Consider the following 19,343-nt stretch of genomic DNA (forward strand, 5'->3'; position numbering starts at 1 on the left):
AAGATATATCAACATAATTTCACAAACAATTTATAAGCGCTTAAATATTCCTCAAATTATTATTTAGTAATGATATAATTTTAATAAATACAATGGCTTAACGGTTTTTATGAGTTGATAATATTTGTAATTTTTTATTGTAGATATAAAAAAACTCAGTAAAACTGAGTTTTTTATGAATTATTTTGCACTCTTTGTTACAGGACTTTAGCAATACTCTTTGCTAAGTACTCAACATTGCTGTCAGCTATACCAGCAATACTCATGCGTGATGAACCAACCATGTATATACTGTAATCATCCATCAGCAGTTGAACCTGTTCAGGGGTAATACCGAGGAAAGAGAACATGCCTTTTTGGGTATTTATAAAACTAAAGTCACGGTTAACACCTTGGGCTTTTAGGTTGTCGACTAATAATTGACGATTGCCATTAATGCGATTTCGCATTACCGCTAATTCGTCAAACCATTGCTGGCGTAATTCGTCACTTGATAAAATTGTTTCAACAATTGCAGCACCATGTGCTGGTGGCATTGAGTAAATACAACGAACCACTTTAAGTAACACTGAATTAGCAATTTCAGTTGTTACCGTATCTTTGCCAATAATGGTACAAGCTCCAATACGTTCACGATATAAACCGAAGTTTTTAGAACAAGACGAGGCTAGAACCATCTCTTCTACATTGTCGGCCATTAAACGTACGCCGTACGCATCTTCATCTAAACCGTCACCAAAGCCTTGGTAAGCCATATCGATAAACGGCGTAAACCCATTCTCTTTTGTTAGAGCAACAACTTTTTGCCATTGCTCTTGGTTTAAATCCATGCCGCTTGGGTTATGACAACATGCGTGTAGCAATACAATGTCATCTCTACCAACACTCGCAAGTGTAGACATCATTTCTTCGAATTTAAGAGATTTGTTTTCATAATCGTAGTACGGGTATGTTTTAACGATTAATCCGGCAGCTTGAAATAGGCCAGTGTGATTTGCCCATGTAGGGTCGCTTACCCAAATAGTAGCACCAGGCTTACAAGACGCTAAAAATTCTGCACCAACGCGCAATGCACCAGTACCACCTGGAGTTGAAACGGTACGAGCCCGGTTTTGCTCAAGCACTTTGTGCTCTGAAAAAATAAGCTTGCTCATTTCATCATTGAATAAAGGTGAACCTGTAGGGCCAATATAGACTTTGGTATCTTCACTATCTAAACGAAATTTCTCAGCAGCTTTTACACAATCAAGAATTGGCGTAACGCCAGATTCATCTTTATAAACACCGACACCTAAATCAATTTTGTTAGGGTTCGAGTCTGTTCTATATTTTGCCAACAATCCTAAAATAGGGTCGGCAGGTAGCGCTGATAAATTACCAAACATGGTGATTTGACCTTCTAGTTTTTCACAGGTTGAATGTACGGAATCAAGATATTTGATTGTGATTCCAAATTTAAAGCTAGGATAGCTTAGATAGATAGGAAAATTAAGGCTAATTTGCGCAATTTTTGATCTTTTTTCGAAAAAAACTAAAACAGTATAAATTAACCTGAGAATTTTCTAGCTTATACGTTTAAAAATGCAGCCAAAAAGCCGATTGCACCACCAAAAACACCTCCCCAAACAACTAACCATCCAAGATGCTTACGGATCATCTGTTGAATTATTTCTTTAACTAGTGCTGGAGTTAGTTCTTCGAGACGCTTATTGATGATATCGGTGACTTTATCACGCAGACTTTCAACCACGTTTGGCTGTTCTAATTCATTACGCACTAATTCATTAAATTTATCTGACTCAGTGATATCAACCAATGATGTTTTCATTTTCTCAATAAAAGAACTTTTTAGCGGCATTAATGCCTCACTGCCACCAAACATCGACAGCATAGCAGCGAACGAAGACTCTTCTATGGTTTTTACCAGGGAATTGAACGCAGGCTCTAAATCAACCTTTTCGATAATTGGCGTTAAATTAAAATGAGCGGCACCACCACTTTGTTCAGATAAGAACTTATCAATATTTTCATCGGTAAAAAATTGCTCCATCATTAATTCTCGAATACCACCTTTAAAATCTTCAAAACGAGCAGGGATAACACCAGAGCCATAAAGAAACGGTACTTTTTCAAATAACATATGAATAGCTAAGGCATTTGTTATTGCACCTGATAAAGCAAAAACACCAATGGAAAAAATAATGTCGTGACTAAAATAGTAACCGCAGCTGGCTATGATAAAAGCAATGACGTTAGTGATAAAACTTTTGTTCACTGTACGTGTCTCCGTTAAGTTGAACGTTATAGCAGGGTTCTGCAAATAATGAACTCTCAACATAGGTTTATAGAAATTAATTTGTGCTATGTTAGAGCGCAGCAGATTTAAATTCAAGTCACAGAGATGCCAGTAATGAAAAAATTTATACTACTTATCGCTTTCAGTTTATGCAGTTATAGCGCCGTTGCTAACGAGGATAGTTGGCGATTGGTGGCACCTGAAAATATGCTATTACTCGAACTTGAATATGGCAACGTTGTGATTGAGCTCAAGCCTGAATTCGCACCCAAAAATATTGCAGAGTTCAAGCGTTTGATAAAAACCGAAATGTTTAATGACGCCAAGTTCTACCGAGTTGTCGATGGCTTTGTCGCGCAAGCTGGCCCTAAACCGTCTTATCAACCCAGAGCGATGATACCGCTTGAAGCGACCAAAAAACTGACAGCTAAAGACAATTACGTCGCTGTAGAAACTAAAGATATGTTTGCTGATGAAACAGGATTTATTGACGGCTTTGCCGTGGGAGTTGAAGACAAAAGTAATCAAAGTTGGCTGTTACATTGTCCTGGTACCGTTGCAATGGCACGAAGTACAGAGCCCAATACCGCCGCAGGTGATTTTTATGCAGTTATTGGTCAAGCACCACGTTATTTAGATCGGAATATGAGCGTGATTGGCAGAGTTGTTTATGGTTTAGAGTATTTGCAAAAGCTAGATCGATTTGTGATAACTGATGAAAAACAATGGCCAGAAATGGCCGGCACATCTGAGATAAAAGCGATTAACTTAATGGCAGACTTACCTAAGGATAAACAAATTCAGATTGAAGTGTGGCGCACAGAATCAAAAGAATTTCAAAGCATGCTCGATTCACGACGTAAACGCAGCCATGATTTCTTCATATTCAAACCAAAACCGGTACTCGATGTCTGCCAAGTACCTAATCAAGGCAGACTAGCTGAATAACTACTTCATGTATGACAGCGTCTGATTATTAACACATTGAGTAAAGCTACGCTTGCGCTCTTCAATTGGTAGATTGGCTAACGCTTCGTCAACAGCGACTAATTTAGATTTTTGCTGCTCTTCGGTTAACCCTGACATCTGATCAATAAAGCAAGCCTTTATCCCGTAGTTTAACGCGGCATTAGAAGCGATAGTATCTTCACCCAAACACGCTTGAAGTTTATCTGCAAGCTCTGTTTTATCCATTTCATTGATTAAAAACTCAATGCTGTAAGAGCCTTGTTTTTTATCAATCATACAGCCATAGAACATATCGGCAACTGCAACCTTTGGCATTAATTCTTGATGAATCTTAGAAAATTCATTAAGCATTTTGTCGTCGCTAACATTGGTCTGAGCGAAACTAGTTGATAACAGCATGAAAGTGACAAATAAAGTGCAGGCAATAAAGGATAATAGGCGCATAATAGAGTTTTAAAAATTTAAGGTATCCCATATTAACGCAATTGCATTCACTAAAACACTATCGATTTGTAAATGAAAATGGCCATGCTGACATGCGTGACTGTAATCAATATCGTTGTAGTTGAGGCAATATTGCCAAATTTATTGCTAATCTAGAAAAATCCGCAATAATTAGTTAATCAGAATAAAAAACAAAAACAGCAAGATTATTAAATACTTAAAAAAATAACGAGAATAATTACTTATGTCGAGCGAAGATTTAATTCGCACCTTATCAAAAAGAGAAGTACTAGTCTTAGCCATCGGTGCAATGATTGGCTGGAGCTGGGTTATTATGACCGGTATTTGGTTAACGTCTGCAGGTACAGTTGGGGCTATACTCGCTTTTATTGTCGGCGGCTTCGCTATTTTATTAATCAGTTTAACCTACGCTGAACTTGTTTCTGCTATGCCGAAGGTTGGTGGAGAACACGTATATACCGAAAGAGCGTTTGGACGAACTGGATCATTTATTTGTACTTGGGCGATAATTATGGCCTATATTACCGTACCTGCATTTGAATCTGCCGCACTTCCTACTGCAATAGAATATTTATTTCCGCAGTTAAAAGCGGGGTATTTATGGTCGGTCTTTGAGGCAGATGTTTATATCAGTTACGCCATTATTGGGGTTATCGCTTCCATCGCAATTACCATCATAAATTACGTTGGCATTAAATTTATGGCGGTTGTGCAAACCACAATAACCGCCGGATTCTTAATTATTGGTTGGATGTTTATGATGGGCATCTTTACCGACTTTAACCTAACCTATGTGACCCCTTTATTTGTCGATGGCCATAAAGGTTTTTTCGCCGTGTTAGCAATGATACCAGCATTAATGATTGGGTTTGACGTGATCCCGCAATCAGCAGAGGAAATTAATCTAAAGCCTAAGTCTATTGGCAAGTTATTGGTATTCTCAGTGGCTATTGCTGTTGTTTGGTATTGTTTAATTACCTTGGGTACTGCATTGGCAATGACTAGTGATGAACTATCTAGCTCTTTTATGGCTACTGCAGATGCTCACGCAAATGTTTGGCAGGGTCAGTGGGCCGGAAACCTGACTGTATTAGGTGGCATTGCAGGAATTATTACCAGTTGGAATGCTTTTGTTCTTGGTGGCAGTAGAGCAATTTATGCGCTTGCAAAGTCGGGTCATCTACCATCGGCATTCGCAAAATTGCACCCAAAATATAAAACCCCCTATGTAGCGATTATCTTTATAGGTTGTTTGTGTGTGATATCACCGTTTTTCGGACGAACTATTTTGGTATGGTTAATAAATTCTGGCAGCTTTGCGGTGGTTATTGGTTATGGCATGGTTGCCTATGCATTCTTAAAGCTGAGACAGAAAGAACCTGATATGCCAAGACCATTTAGAGTAAAAAATGGTAAGTTTGTTGGCTATATGGCACTGATCGTTAGCTTGAGCTTAGGTTGGATTTATTTGCCTTGGGGGCCAAGTGCACTACTTTGGCCTTACGAATGGGCAATGGTTATAGCGTGGTTTTCTCTTGGCTTATTGTTCTTTGTTTGGGCAAAAGTCAGCCGTGCAAAAGCTAAATCGGATTCACTCGCCAAATAAATACACAGTTATTATTTCCAAGTCGTTAGCTAAAAGGTAACGGCTCTAATTAAATGTTCTAAATTATAGATGGTAGTCTCGCTCTACCTTACAAATGCGGGTGGTGTATGCTTTATACCAATAATCTTTCCCTTGTTGCTGTGCGACCTTATGCTCGCTATTGTTCTTCCACTGCTTAATCGATTCCAAATCACGCCAAAAAGAAATAGTGATTCCGATATCTTCGCGGGCAGACTCGAATCCCAAAAAACCTGGTTGCTGCTTTGCCAGGTTTTCCATGGTTACAGCCATTTTTTGATAATTTTGATTGTCACTTTCGTTAAGAATACTACTAAAAATTACCGCGTAGTAGGGCGGTTTTGGAGTATTAGCGATCATGTTGAGTCTTCCAAATTATTAATTGATTATTCGCAGGCATTGAAATATCTTTTTCTAAAACTAAGCCTGCGTTTAATGCCAACTGATTTACCGCTTCAAAATCTCTTATGCCACTGTTTTTATCTCTTTCTTGCAACCACTGCTGAAACCCTTCATTACTACTACTTGTATATTTTCCTTGGTATTTAAATGGACCGTAGACACAAAGTAATGCGTTATTTGTCATTCGGTGAGGTACGTTGGCAAATAGTTGTTTTACATGTTCAAAGGACATAATGTGCAAAGTGTTTGCGGTAAAGACAATGTCGTATGGCTTGCAAGGCCATGAACTGCTATCACTAACGTCTATTACGATTGGAGATCTTATATTTTTTTGCGGGAAGGATAATAAGTTTCTCAAAAGGGCTTTCTGGTGAATTAATTGATCACTCGGTTGCCACTCTAATTGCGGATGTTTAGCTGCAAAATGCAGAGCATGTTGCAATGAATAACTACCGATTTCTAACACCGAATTTGCTTCGGTAAAATAGGGACTCAAGTGCTCTAATATGACTTCTTTATTGCGCTCACAAGAAGGTGAAAAGTTATCAGTATTAAACTCATTATGCATAAAGGTGTTGTTGTCGTTTTTGGTCATCTGTTTTAGTTTGAATTGACTTGCTCTTATTAGTCTATATAAATACTTACTCCATATGAGTAGGCATAAACATAAATGGCCGCTACATGCGACCATTTTAATGTTTAATACTATGGTTTGAAAATACTAAGACTTAAATAGTATTAGGCTTTATTTTCAACCGGTATCATATGTACATCTCGTTGTGGGAATGGGATGCTGATACCTTCACGATCAAAGGCTAATTTCATTTCTTCATGTATGCCAAAATAAACCTGCCAGTAATCATCGCTCTTAACCCACGGGCGTACAAAGAAATTGATCGAACTGTCGCCGTGTTCGGCTAACCATATATCTGCCGCAGGCTTTTTCAATATTCTTTCATCTGCATCTAAAACGCTTTGAATAACTTCTTTCACTTTCGGAACAGAATCTGAGTAACTAACGCCAAATTTCATATCTACACGGCGTACTCTTTGACTAAAATCATTAATCAAACAACCATTTGATAATAAACCATTGGGTATAAATACCTTTCGATTGTCATAAGTAATCATAATGGTGTTGAAAATTTGAATCTCATGAATAGTGCCTTCAAACCCTTGTGCTTCGATTACATCACCAGCTTTAAATGGTCTGAAGAATAAGATTATGATACCGCCTGCAAAGTTAGCTAAACTACCTTGTAGGGCTAAACCAATAGCTAAACCTGCAGCACCTAGAAGAGCGATCAGGGAAGCAGTTTCAATGCCTATCATCGATGCAAAGATGATAATTGATATTGTTCGCAGAGCAATATTGATAATGCTAAGTAAAAATTTGTGTAAAGTGACTTCCACTTTACGAGCAGTCATCGCCATGTCCATAAGTTTAACAATGCGTTTTACTATCCAAGTAGTAACCCACAAAACCAACAATGCAACAAACATTTTGGTACCAAAAGTGATCACCAAATCAATAAAGGTATCTAAATGTTGTTGTATTGATTCGATATCTACGTTTTCGAGAAGATCAGAAGATTCTATTGCATCCATATCTTTGCCTTTTATATGTAAATCAAGGAATTATTCATTCAATTAAGTATTAATTTAATATAGTAGAAAAATTATAAAATTGATGTTTTTAATTGAAATATTTTGTATTTTTTTGCGTATTGTTGCTTCGCTAAGTTGTTGATTTGCCATCGACGATGACAAGTTTTTCTATTCAGCACGCTTCTTAGATATTTATAATATGGCATCCAGTACTTTAAGAAGCAAAATTTACTTTATTTTGCTTCTTCGAAATCTCCCCCAAAATAATATTTGTTTTAGTCTTAACAGTAACACTAACTCTGCGGGTTAACGCTGGGACCTTCGAAAAATTAGAAGTAATTGAAAACAAAAAAACAGAAAGTTATGTAAATTAACTTTCTGTTTTTTGCTTTATTGGTACATTGATTTTTCGCACATCATTAGAAAATAAACTCTTCTTCCGTAATAGCCATCATGCTATCAGCGCCGTTAGTCATACAAGCTAAATGACCTTTTGCTCTCGGCAAAATACGTTCAAAATAGAAGTTAGCAGTCTTAACCTTGGCTTTATAGAACGCTGTTTCGCTTGACCCTTCTGCTAGTTTTTCGGTCGCTACTTTGGCCATTTTTGCCCAGAAATATGCTAATGTCACATAACCAGCATACATCAGGTAATCGACCGATGCGGCTCCCACTTCATCAGGGTTTGCCACCGCTTTGCTTGCAATCATCTGAGTGTGTTCACCTAATTCTTTGATATATCCACCTAACGTTTGGCAGTATGTTGTTAATTCTGCTGTTTGTCCGTTTTGCATGCAAAATGTTGAAACTTCGGTAGCAAAGACTTTTAATAGTTCGCCTTTTGAGCCAAGTATTTTTCGCCCAAGTAAATCGAGAGCTTGTATACCTGTCGTACCTTCATAAAGGCAACTGATTTTAGCATCGCGCATTAGCTGTTCCATGCCCCATTCTTGCACGTAGCCATGACCACCATAGACTTGGACACCGTGACTGGCACACTCAAGGCCAAGCTCAGTTAAAAACGCTTTCGCAATAGGAGTTAATAGTGCCAAATTTGCTTCTGCAATGGCGATAGCATTGTCATCTTTACTGACTTGAACAATATCTACTAACTGCGCTAAATAGCCTATTAATGCTCGACCACCTTCAGCTATCGATTTTTGTGTCAATAACATACGACGAACATCAGGGTGAACTATGATTGGATCAGCGGCGCCATCTGGATTTTTTGGACCCGTTAATGAACGCATTTGTAATCGGTCTTTAGCGTAGGCTAATGACCCTTGAAATGCTGCATCTGCATGAGCTACTCCCTCATTAGCGACACCTAAACGAGCTGCATTCATAAAGGTAAACATACAATTTAATCCACGATTAATCTCACCAATTAAGTGACCTTTAGCATTATCAAAATTAATGACACACGTTGCGCTACCGTTGATTCCCATTTTGTGTTCAATAGAGCCACAAGTAACTCCGTTTTCGTCACTAATGCTACCGTCATCATTAACGTTAAACTTAGGTACGATAAATAATGAAATTCCACGTGTTCCTTCAGGTGAGCCTGGAATACGCGCAATAACTACGTGGATGATATTTTCTGATAAGTCATGTTCTCCAGCGGAGATGAATATTTTACTGCCATTGATACGGTATGTGCCGTCATTGTTTAATTCTGCTTTAGTGCGTAACATCCCTAAATCGGTGCCGCAATGTGCTTCTGTTAAACACATGGTGCCGGTCCACGTGCCTTCAACAAGCTTAGGCAAGAACATCTGTTTTTGTTGCTCGCTACCATGGGCTTCCAATGTTGCCATGCAGCCGTGGCTTAGACCTGGATACATTGCAAAAGAATGATTCGCTGCAGAGGTAAACTCGCCAATTGCTGTACTTAATGATGAAGGTAATCCTTGACCACCAAACTCGATTGGTTGAGAAAGAGTAGGCCAGCCGCCTTCAACGTACTGACTATAAGCTTGTTTAAATCCATCGGGAGTTCTAACTGCACCATCGGCCCATGTACAACCTTGTTGGTCACCTACTTGATTGATTGGTGCGATTACCTGCTCATTAAACTTTGCCGCTTCGCTTATAATGGCATCAACCATATCAAGGCTTGCATCTTCAAAGCCTAATTTTTGATAGTGTTTGTCGCAATCTAACAGTTCTTGCATCACGAACTTAACGTCGCGAACGGGCGCTTTGTACTCTGGCATATTTCTTCTCACTGACACTTTGAATATGATTTCAATTATTTTTAGTTTTCCTAAAAACTCTTTATTTCGGCGAACAAGTTAAACAAGTCCGACCACTTACTTTTGATTAACAATATAGCGATGTCGAAAATAAATCAAGTTATTGAATAATAAGAACGTCAATAGTATAGAAACAGTAATATCAGCTTTCGCTACCTCTGAAAGCAGGTATGTAAGTTATATTTGATTTTGTATTGGACTCTATATGTTGACGTTTTAGTCAATGAATTTGTATATCAGTATTGCTATGATAAGTGTATTTGCAATATTTATATTGTTTTAATCGTCGCATTTATTAATCGTTAATGGCTAGGGGCTTATCGTGAATTTTATTATTGGTTTTATATGGTTGTTAGCCTATCAATTACTAGGTGAAATAATGGTAATTATTTTCGAGTTGTCAGTTTCTGGCCCTGTGATTGGACTTATTTTGTTATTACTAACACTAATTGTTCGGGGGAAAGAAGGAGAGCCGCTAAAGTCAGCAGCGGATAACCTTTTGAGTCATTTGGCGATGTTATTTGTACCTGCAGGTGTTGGTTTAATGGTTCATTACCAATTATTAGCCAAAGAGTGGTTAGCTATTAGCGTGGCACTTGTTATAGGAACTGTCATTATGTTGTTTAGCTGCGCCCTAATAATGAAATGGTCGACTAAACTTTTCAGCAAAGAGGTGATTGATGAATAGTCAGCAAAAATTAGATGCAATATGGCAGTTGATTCAATCTTCACCTTTAACTGGTTTGTTATTGACGTTATCTATATATAGCCTCGCTGCATACTTGTATAAAAAATCAAATCATAACCCTATAGTTAATCCGGTCATTATATCGATTGCGACAATTATTATTATATTATTAATTACCGGGATCTCTTATCAGGACTACTTTGCTGGCGCTAGCTTAGTACACTTTTTACTTGGTCCAGCAGTGGTTGCCCTAGCAGTGCCATTGTTTCAACAATTGCACCGCATAAAAAAATTACTTTTACCTATAACTATTACCCTAATTTGTTCGGTATTTATCGGCAGTTTATCTGTCATTTATATTAGTGATTGGTTAGGCGCTAGCTTAGCTACGCAAATTTCTTTAGCTCCGAAATCTACATCGACACCAGTGGCCATGGGAATTTCTGAAAATATCGGTGGTATTGTTTCTTTGACAGCTGGATTAGCAACTGCTACCGGAGTAATTGGAGCGATTTTAGGTACTAAAGTATTTTCTTTAATGAAACTCAAAGATGACAGTGTTAGAGGTATCGCCATGGGGTTAACATCTCATGGGATAGGTACTGCACGCGCATTTCAGGTTAGTGATCGGATGGGGGCATTTTCTGGTTTAGCAATGGCTATAACAGCATTTACCACAGCGTTCTTATTGCCATGGATTTTGACATTCATTGGCTTGATATAGCAGATATAAGGTGGCGTTTAATATGAAGTTTGTATAGTTGGACTTTATTTGATAACGTTGTCAGTTATGGTTGGAAATATTAAGTTAATTTGGTAGAGAACCCTGTGAACTATTTTAAGCATTTTTTTGTTATATTATTTTCGCTGAGCTGCGTAATTTCTTGTGGTGGCGAAGGTTCTGCGGATAATTATGATGTTGAACCGTTGCCGATAAAAGAGCCTGTTCCTGAGCCAGAACCAGAACCAGAGCCAGAGCCAGAACCTGAGCCTGAGCCTGGGCCAGAACCTGAGCCAGAAAAGCCTGGACCAACCGCAGAAGATCTGATTGTTGTCGAAACTCAAGAAAACGGTAATGTGATTTTTCAGGATGACATTGTTCTTGGCAGTAAGCCGCAAGGTAATACTGAATTGTTCAACCCAGAAATTTCAAATAATATTATCAACGATCGTTGCGTTGCATGTCATTCACCAGGGAATGTAGCGCAACGTACCGATTTAGTTTTCAGTAATACTATCGATTACCAATCAGCATTCGACCTGTATGCGGTTAATTCAAGCACTAGATTATTAAATAAAGTTAGTAAAACAGTTTCACATAATGGTGGTGAAGTTGTTGCGAAAGATTCAAGTGAATACCAATTACTCGTTGATTATATCGCCACCATAGAGTTAGTTGAGACTTGGTCGGCATTAGACATCGATACAGATGGCGATGGCATTTTTGATGCGCTTGACCCAGATGATGATGGCGATGGTATTAATGACGCAGATGATGAATATCCAAAGACTAATTTAACTTTGGAAGTACCTGAAGAACCAGACCACAATGACACACTATATGCATTGATTAATAATGACATTGTATTAAGTAAATGTGTGGTTTGTCATAATTCATCAGGGCAAGCGGGTGCAACCAATCTTATTTTTAAAGATCAAACTCATGCAGATAATGAAACAGAGAATATAAATTCATTAATTTCCTTTCTTTCCGATAACAGTAAAGCTGAATTATTATTACAAAAAGTACAAGGGTTGCTTAATCACACTGGTGGAAAATTATTCTCTCCAGGAAGTGCAGAATATGGTTATTTGGAAGATTTAATTAGCTCATTAGGATTAACTGATAAGTCCAACTCATATCCAACTAATTTCAGCAAAGAACTAAATAGCAATACTTATCGCCGCGCCTCAATTATCCTTTCTGGTGAAGTTCCGAGTAAAGCCGAGCTAGCAAGGCAAGATAGCTTGTCAGCAGCCGAATTTGAAAATGAAATTATTAATTTAATGCAAGGCGATGGATTTAAAGAGTTTATTAAAAATGGCGCTAATGATCAGTTATTGGTCCGAGCTATTAATGTAAATGCATTTCAAAACGTGCATCAAGTGATGCGCCATTGGTATCCAAAATATGGTGAAATGTATGTTAACTCATTAAATAGTGGTGGCAGTAAAGGTGGCTTTAGAAATACGGTCGCCGAAGAATTAGCTGAAGCTCCTCTTGAGTTGATTAACCATGTGGTGCAGAACAATAAGCCATATAGTGAAATTCTAACAGCTGATTACGTAATGGTGTCTAAGTTAACTGCGCAGATATTTAAAACCAACCTAACTCCATCCACTGGTCAGTTTTTAGTAGCGAATGCCAACAATGGCCAGCAAATTAAAAATAATAACAATAAAAAGCCAGTAGATTGGGATAAAGGAACAATCCTTACCGGATCAAATAAGGATAATGATGATATTTATACACCTACAGGAACCAATGTATCATTACCTAATGCTGGTGTTTTAACTAACTACAGTTATCTAAATAAATACTTTTCTACCGCTACAAATCGTAATCGAATGCGTTCACGATGGACCAATTATTTTTTCTTAGGCTTTGATATTGAAAATTCGTCTCCTCGATTGGTTGATGGTGATTTAGACTTTGATTACCCAACTTTAGAAAACCCGAATTGTGTTGTTTGCCACGAAGTGATGGACCCAGTTGCTGGTACCTTCCAAAATTTTGGCGATGATGGATTATATCGTGATGGGTATAATGGTGAACATGCTTTGGATAATGGTTACCGCCTAAATAAAAGTGGTCTATATCAATTTAGAGAAGGCGACCTATGGTATCGAGATATGTTACCAGCGGGCTACGCTGAAGAAGTGGTTTCGACTCCGGAGACATCTCTTGCTTGGCTTGCTGAAAAAATAACGTCTGATGACAGGTTTGCCTCAGCAGCAGTGCAGTTTTGGTGGCCAGCGATTTTTGGTGAAGATGTCTTAAAGCATGATCAAGATGATCGCATTTGGGCACAGCAACAGTTTATAAAGTCAGTCGCTGAAGATTTTTCTGAGCACCAGAATTTAAAACGCATGTTAGCAAAATTAATTCTCTCTGATTGGTTTAGAGCAAAAAGCCGTAACCAGGGTGTTAATGATCAAGACTTAGTGATTTATCGAGGTGGCAAGCGTTTATTAACACCTGAAGAAATGTCAGCGAAAACTAAATCGCTCACTGGTTTTGCTTTAGAATATAACACCACATATCAAGCATTCTATGGCGGTATTGACTCAGAGCAGGTTACTAAAAGAGTGCGCAGAATAAGCGCCCCGCTATTTCAAGTTGCTAAGTTACAAGCAAACCAATACAGCTGTTTCATTGCAGGTAAAGATTTTGAAAAAAATAAAGCGAATCGAAGATTATTCAGCGATGTTAATTTGTCCGACACCTCAGAAGGTTTAATTAAAACGCAATTAGTGACCTTATATGAACGTTTGCTTGGTGAGGAATATAACGTAAATTCAGCGGAAATAAACTCAGCATATCAGCTATTTGATGATGCAAGAAATGCAGTTATCGGTAGTAATGAAACCAATATATTAAAATCCTATGAGCGTTGCGATGGCTTTGACGGCAAAATGGTCAACAATAAAACCAATGGCGATCCTCAGCAAACTTTTAGTGCTTGGAAGGTCGTGTTAACAGCACTACTTTCTGACTATTCATATTTGTATGAATAAGGAATGACTATGAATAGACGAAACTTTTTAAAATACAGTACAGCTGCCTTAGCAAGCAATTCACTCTTGTCTAATGTGACTTGGGCGGCTGACCCCGGTTATACCGGTGAGTTTGTTTTACAAGTGCAAGTATATGCAGCTTGGGATGTTGCAAGTTTTTGTGACCCTAAGCAAGATGTTAATATTAATTCGTGGGCAGCGACAGAGTCGATACAAACAGCCGGAAATTTGCAATATGCGCCGTTTGCCAATAATAGTCAATTATTTGATAACCATCATGATAAAATGTTGGTGGTCAATGGCGTAAATTCTTTTACCAATTCGCACAGTGCCGGCCGCCTATATTCTTATACTGGATATAACGGTGGTGGTTATCCTTCATTGTCGGCATTATTTGCCGCTGCCAATAGTGCAAGTGTACCAGTGCCGGTAGTTTATAATGGTGGCGATTTCTTTACTCAAGGTCTTGTTGCAGCAAGTAAGCTTGGTAATGACCCGAGTACTTTTTTACAAATACTTGAAAATGAAACGCCAACTACCAGTACTAAGCCCTTTTTAAAACAACAACAGTACTCGTTAATCGACCAATTTAATCAGCGTCGATATAATATTAAAGCGGGAGCTGAACACAGCTTACCAATGGATAAAGTATCCATTACTGATTACGGAAAGTCGATTCAACCGTCTGCAGCGTTTGCTAATTTCAAGCCTTTATTAGAGCAAGTGGAGCAATCGGAGTCTTCAGGTGCTTACGAACGTGAATACGATTTTAATAATAAGCTTTTAAAACAAGCTAAGTTTTCACTATTATCGTTTGCTTCTGGTTTATCTGTAGCCGCAGATATTGTCGCTAGAGGTTTTGATAGCCATAGTGACCACGATAACAAACAGGCGGGTGCTTTATCTGATTTGACCTCAACCCTGGACTATATTTGGGTGCTAGCTGAAGAATTAGGTATAGCAGATAGATTAAATGTTTATGTGGCTTCAGACTTTGGTCGTACGCCTTTTTATAATAATGGTACTCCACCAGGAAAAGACCATTGGGCTGTTGGTAGTACGCTAATAATGAAAAAGAATGCACCATGGGCGGGAAAAGCAGTTGGTTCAACGGATAATAAGCTTAATGCGCGCAAGGTGAATAGAGCGAAACCAACAACAAGTAATGACAATAATGGCGTAATATTGGAGCCTAAACATGTTATGCAAGCAATGCGTAAACAACTAGGTATTGATCAATCTGATGCTGCATTAGCGTTTCCGCTAAAGGTTGATTTTGGTGATGAAGTAGACTTATTCGCATAAGTTGAATTGCGCTCAATCAGTTAATTAAAATAAAAATTTAAACAGCTTTCTAGGTTAGAATAATGATAATAAAAAGACCAAATTGTAAAGTATTAACCATCATCTTAATGGTAATGTGCAGCAGTGCTTGTACTACGGTGCAACCGTGGGAAAGAGGTAATTTAGCCAAAAATGAAATGGCTTTAGACAGTGACCCTATGCAGTCGTCATTTGCCAATCACGTTTATAACTCGAAAGAATCTAGTTCAGGTTCAAGTAAAGGTGCCGGCGGCGGCTGTGGGTGCAATTAATGAAACTCGCAGATTCTAAAAAAGCACTCAGTGCCCTTGCCGCAACCGCAGCAATTTTACCTAATATCGCCATTGCAGACTCGCCCTCAGAATCTATTGTTTTTGGCTACAAACATCATAAATATAGTGAAGCTGATGCCAGTAAAAGTGCAACCGGCACAAATAGTGTTGGTCGATACGACATCGACGTGAACCAATTTCAATTGCTATTGCCGATTGGTAGTAAATATCAAGTTAACTTTGACTACCAAACCGAAACAATGAGTGGCGCATCGCCTTGGTATACCTATAAGAGCAATGATGGCAAAGTTCATCAAGCAATGAGTGGTGCCTCCATTAAGGACACCCGTGATGATATTAAAGTATCCTTATCTACCTATTCCGATAACTCAACATTAACAGTTGGTATTGCTAATTCAAGTGAGGATGATTATACCGGTAATAGTGTTTCTGCAGCGTATAGCCATACTAGTGAAGATAAAATGCAAACTTATGCAATCAGTGCTGACTACTCGGATGATACGGTAGATCCAGTTGATAAAGATGCATTTGAACCTGCACGTGTTGAAGAGCAGGATAAGCAATCATTTTCAACGATGTTGTCAATGACACAAACAATTAACCGAAATATGATTTGGCAAATGAGTGGCGGCTTTATTTATAAAGAAGGTTATTTGTCTGATCCATATAAATTGGTTGATATCGTAGACCCACTGGATACAACGCAACGTATTTTAATTGGCGATCAACGTCCAGAAGACAGAACTGCTTGGTTGTTAACAAGTCGAACAAGAAATTATATTGAAAGTGCGCAAGCAGCCTTGCATATTGATTATCGGTACTATTCAGATAATTGGGATTTAAATTCGCATACATTAGAAGCTAAGTGGATTCAAAACATTGCCGAAGATTGGCGCATCATTCCTTCTGTAAGGTATTACACGCAATCTGCAACAGACTTTTACCAAACCTATTATGAAAGTGAACGCCGACAGAAATACTATTCTACCGATTACCGTTTGTCTTCATATGGCGCAATCACTCTAGGCTTAAAAGTTGAAACTAAAATTGATAATTGGTTAGTAAACCTTGGCTATGAACAATATCGTTCAGATGGTAGCTATGGCTTGGAAAGTGCCCATCAGGATAACCCCGGATTAGTCGATTTTGATATTTTGAGTTTTGGTTTCTACTATACTTTTGATTAATTTATGAAAAAATATTTGCTCATTGCAGTGCTTCTTATCGTTACGGGTTTTGTGCTGATAAAACAACAAGATTTGACCACGGTTCCTGAGTTTAACGTTATTGAAGTTATCGATGGTGATACACTTTTAATTAGCGCTAAACCTAAGGATAGAATTGTTGAGTTAGCTTATATCGATGCGCCGGAGTTAGATCAGCCGTTTGGTTTAGATGCAAAAAATTGGCTGTTAGAGCAGATTGAAGATAATGACTCAAAAGTAGAACTAAGGTTCGTTCAAAAGAGCGATAAAGCATTAGTTTTGGCTAAAAGCGTCAATTTAAATCGGAGTCTTGTGGTATTAGGATATGTCTGGCTTGATGTCGACAAGAAAACTACCGACGTTAAATACGCGCAAGATTTTAAACGTGTACAGAAAGCGAAAAAAGGATTATGGTCTTTACCCGACTATAAACGTATTCCTCCATGGATTTGGCGGGAGGATTCGCTACAGTAGTTGAGTACCTCGAATGAACATTATTAGCAAAACATTTCGATTTAAAGCTATGGGCTCTCCCTGTGAATTTCATCTTTGTAGTACAAGCGAATCAGTGCTGGAAGAAGCTTTTTCAATTGCCAAAAATGAAGTAGAACGGTTAGAAAAAAAATATTCACGTTATCAAAAAAACAGTTTGTTGAGCCAAATAAATCAACAGGCGGGAAAGAAAAAAATAGCCTTGGATGCCGAAACCATTGCGTTATTTACCTATGCGAAGCAAGCTTTCGATCTAAGTGAAGGACTATTTGATATTACTTCAGGGGTTATGGCCAATGTTTGGAATATGCACTCTACAGACAACATTGATATAAACCAAGTTGACTATTGGCTTAATTATGTTGGTTTTGAAAAAGTCGATTTTTCTCAACAATCGATTTATATTCCAGAGCAAAAAATGCAAATAGATTTAGGTGGCATTGTTAAAGAATACGCCGCAGATAGTATTGTTCGATTGCTATCAAAATTTACATCTTTAACGGGACTGATAAATCTAGGTGGTGATGTTGCTATTTTAACAAATCACGAAACACCGAAAGTATGGCAGGTGGGTATTTCCGATCCCACTAACTCTGGCAGTGCAATCGCCAATATTCCGCTTACTTCAGGAGGCGTTGCCACATCCGGTGACTATGAACGCTATATAATGATTGATAATAAGCGATTTTCGCACATTATAAGCCCTAAAACTGGCTACCCTGTTTCTGGGCTATTCAGTGTCAGTGTGTGGCAATCTAGTTGCGTTTTAGCTGGTACTTTGGCAACTATTGCGATGTTAAAAGAACAACAGGGCTGCACTTGGTTAAAAGAATTAGGCATTCCTTATTTAGCGATAAATCATGATTATAGTGTGAGTACGAATCAAGTTTAGCCCGTAAATCTATAGAGCAATTTTTCAGGCTAATCTAACCTTCCCCAAAGGTCATTTATCGCTGTGCTGTTTCCTATTTTCTATTTCAAATATAAATACACTACTACCCATATTACTATTGGGTAAACTCTAGGCTACCGAAATCGACATTGACGTCGGCACACCAAACACTAATGCCGGTTAAATCATCGAGTGTTTTGCCATTAGGCAGTGTCACTTCGAAACTCTCGTTGGTGTATACTTGACCGTTAAGCATATCGCTCATTCTAAATGCATCATCACCATTATAGTCATGATCAATAGCACCATAGATGTAAACATCTGGACCGCCGCCATCATAATTGAAGTTGCTGATAGCAATTGTACAATCATCAATAATCACCGCGTCACCAGAAACATCATGAGAAAACGTGCGAAAACTTCCTGAGTAACCAACTTTTTCATGGGTTTTAGGACAGTTAGTTATTTCATTGCCGTTGATTAAATCGATAGTGGTTTGAAAATGGTAGATCGCCTGATCTTTTGCAATTAAACTTTGATTGATTTCAGTATTGGCGGCCAATACGTCATTTACTGCGGCTTCGAAATCTGGTGAGTCAATTAGCGCAGTAAAGCTCTCGAATAATTGATGGCTTTGCTCACTAATTTCAATACCATTATCTGGCATGCCGTCTTTATCTAAGCTTTGTAACAAGCGAATCGTATTCACTACCGAAATATCATAAATATCTTCGGTGGAATATAGATCTAGCGGCGTGATTATTGGTGCGGTACTAACCTCAGGAAAGTCAATTGCGCCAATAGAGAAGGTGATCATTTCACCTTGTTGATAGATAAATTCACCCTCTACATTTGTAACGCCATTTTGACTTGCAGTTTGATAGTTTAGGCCGTGAACTTTTGCATCAAGAAATTGGCCGGTAAAGGTTTCAACCATAGTGTTTGCAGGAGAAGCGTCATTGCTACCACCAGACCCGCCGCCACAGCCAGATAAAACTATGACAAACGTCGAAATTAATATTGAATTCACATTGTTTGAAATAAGTTTCATAATATTCGCCTTATATAAATAAATGTCTTAATTTAAGTATAC

Annotated in this window: 18 protein-coding genes; 10 read left to right on the forward strand and 8 right to left on the reverse strand. The window is 38.2% G+C overall.

Going from position 1 to position 19,343, the window contains the following annotated elements; genetic code table 11:
* Positions 1 to 197 precede the first annotated feature (197 nt).
* Both LT090_RS00690 and LT090_RS00695 read right to left on the reverse strand, forming a co-directional pair.
* Positions 198 to 1,385 carry an amino acid aminotransferase gene (locus tag LT090_RS00690; RefSeq protein WP_068546194.1) on the reverse strand — a complete coding sequence of 396 codons (1,188 nt, stop codon included), beginning with the start codon at positions 1,383 to 1,385 and terminating at the stop codon, positions 198 to 200.
* 182 nt (positions 1,386 to 1,567) lie between these two features.
* Complete coding sequence (locus tag LT090_RS00695; protein ID WP_068546193.1) at positions 1,568 to 2,275, reverse strand: DUF445 domain-containing protein; 708 nt, start codon at positions 2,273 to 2,275, stop codon at positions 1,568 to 1,570.
* A 135-nt stretch (positions 2,276 to 2,410) separates the two neighbouring features.
* Here LT090_RS00695 and LT090_RS00700 point away from each other — a divergent pair, with 135 nt between their 5' ends.
* Positions 2,411 to 3,244 carry a peptidylprolyl isomerase gene (locus tag LT090_RS00700; RefSeq protein WP_157726619.1) on the forward strand — a complete coding sequence of 278 codons (834 nt, stop codon included), beginning with the start codon at positions 2,411 to 2,413 and terminating at the stop codon, positions 3,242 to 3,244.
* Here the strand turns inward: LT090_RS00700 and LT090_RS00705 are convergent, their stop codons facing one another.
* Positions 3,245 to 3,709, reverse strand: coding sequence for a hypothetical protein (locus tag LT090_RS00705; RefSeq protein ID WP_068546191.1), 465 nt, complete (start codon positions 3,707 to 3,709; stop codon positions 3,245 to 3,247).
* Between the two features lie 244 nt (positions 3,710 to 3,953).
* On the opposite strand from LT090_RS00705, the gene LT090_RS00710 reads away from it, so the two are divergent.
* A complete protein-coding gene (locus LT090_RS00710; RefSeq protein ID WP_068546190.1) occupies positions 3,954 to 5,336 on the forward strand; it encodes an APC family permease in 1,383 nt (460 codons plus the stop codon).
* 63 nt (positions 5,337 to 5,399) lie between these two features.
* On the opposite strand, the gene LT090_RS00715 is transcribed toward LT090_RS00710, so the two are convergent.
* The 4 genes from LT090_RS00715 to LT090_RS00730 form a co-directional block, all read right to left on the reverse strand.
* Positions 5,400 to 5,714 (reverse strand): antibiotic biosynthesis monooxygenase family protein, encoded by a 315-nt coding sequence (locus tag LT090_RS00715; RefSeq protein ID WP_068546189.1) that lies wholly within the window; start codon positions 5,712 to 5,714, stop codon positions 5,400 to 5,402.
* Entirely contained in the window at positions 5,704 to 6,351 is a 648-nt protein-coding gene (locus LT090_RS00720; protein ID WP_198360679.1) for a DUF938 domain-containing protein, read from the reverse strand. The genes LT090_RS00715 and LT090_RS00720 overlap by 11 nt, the downstream gene beginning before the upstream one ends.
* 143 nt (positions 6,352 to 6,494) lie before the next feature.
* Positions 6,495 to 7,364 carry a mechanosensitive ion channel family protein gene (locus LT090_RS00725; RefSeq protein ID WP_068546188.1) on the reverse strand — a complete coding sequence of 290 codons (870 nt, stop codon included), beginning with the start codon at positions 7,362 to 7,364 and terminating at the stop codon, positions 6,495 to 6,497.
* 419 nt (positions 7,365 to 7,783) lie between these two features.
* Positions 7,784 to 9,580: an acyl-CoA dehydrogenase C-terminal domain-containing protein gene (locus LT090_RS00730; protein ID WP_068546187.1), complete on the reverse strand. Its 1,797-nt coding sequence runs from the start codon at positions 9,578 to 9,580 to the stop codon at positions 7,784 to 7,786.
* A gap of 361 nt (positions 9,581 to 9,941) precedes the next feature.
* Here LT090_RS00730 and LT090_RS00735 point away from each other — a divergent pair, with 361 nt between their 5' ends.
* From LT090_RS00735 to LT090_RS00770, 8 genes are all read left to right on the forward strand, one after another.
* A complete protein-coding gene (locus tag LT090_RS00735) occupies positions 9,942 to 10,307 on the forward strand; it encodes a CidA/LrgA family protein (RefSeq protein ID WP_198360678.1) in 366 nt (121 codons plus the stop codon).
* The gene (locus tag LT090_RS00740; RefSeq protein ID WP_068546186.1) at positions 10,300 to 11,031 is read left to right on the forward strand and encodes an LrgB family protein; all 732 of its coding nucleotides are present in this window, start codon (positions 10,300 to 10,302) and stop codon (positions 11,029 to 11,031) included. The genes LT090_RS00735 and LT090_RS00740 overlap by 8 nt, the downstream gene beginning before the upstream one ends.
* A gap of 104 nt (positions 11,032 to 11,135) precedes the next feature.
* Positions 11,136 to 14,045, forward strand: a complete 2,910-nt coding sequence (locus tag LT090_RS16900) for a hypothetical protein (protein WP_068546185.1) — start codon at positions 11,136 to 11,138, stop codon at positions 14,043 to 14,045.
* A gap of 9 nt (positions 14,046 to 14,054) precedes the next feature.
* The gene (locus tag LT090_RS00750; RefSeq protein ID WP_068546184.1) at positions 14,055 to 15,350 is read left to right on the forward strand and encodes a DUF1501 domain-containing protein; all 1,296 of its coding nucleotides are present in this window, start codon (positions 14,055 to 14,057) and stop codon (positions 15,348 to 15,350) included.
* A gap of 62 nt (positions 15,351 to 15,412) precedes the next feature.
* Complete coding sequence (locus LT090_RS00755; protein WP_068546183.1) at positions 15,413 to 15,640, forward strand: DUF4266 domain-containing protein; 228 nt, start codon at positions 15,413 to 15,415, stop codon at positions 15,638 to 15,640.
* On the forward strand, positions 15,640 to 16,848 hold the full coding sequence (locus tag LT090_RS00760) for a DUF3570 domain-containing protein (RefSeq protein WP_068546182.1): 1,209 nt from the start codon (positions 15,640 to 15,642) through the stop codon (positions 16,846 to 16,848). Before LT090_RS00755 ends, LT090_RS00760 begins: the two co-directional genes overlap by 1 nt.
* 3 nt (positions 16,849 to 16,851) lie before the next feature.
* On the forward strand, positions 16,852 to 17,340 hold the full coding sequence (locus LT090_RS00765; protein ID WP_068546181.1) for a thermonuclease family protein: 489 nt from the start codon (positions 16,852 to 16,854) through the stop codon (positions 17,338 to 17,340).
* 13 nt (positions 17,341 to 17,353) lie between these two features.
* Positions 17,354 to 18,250: an FAD:protein FMN transferase gene (locus LT090_RS00770; RefSeq protein ID WP_068546180.1), complete on the forward strand. Its 897-nt coding sequence runs from the start codon at positions 17,354 to 17,356 to the stop codon at positions 18,248 to 18,250.
* Between the two features lie 115 nt (positions 18,251 to 18,365).
* On the opposite strand, the gene LT090_RS00775 is transcribed toward LT090_RS00770, so the two are convergent.
* Complete coding sequence (locus LT090_RS00775) at positions 18,366 to 19,301, reverse strand: DM13 domain-containing protein (RefSeq protein WP_068546179.1); 936 nt, start codon at positions 19,299 to 19,301, stop codon at positions 18,366 to 18,368.
* Positions 19,302 to 19,343: the final 42 nt, after the last annotated feature.

The sequence above is a fragment of the Thalassotalea crassostreae genome, from assembly GCF_001831495.1.
Classification (GTDB): Bacteria; Pseudomonadota; Gammaproteobacteria; order Enterobacterales; family Alteromonadaceae; genus Thalassotalea_A; species Thalassotalea_A crassostreae.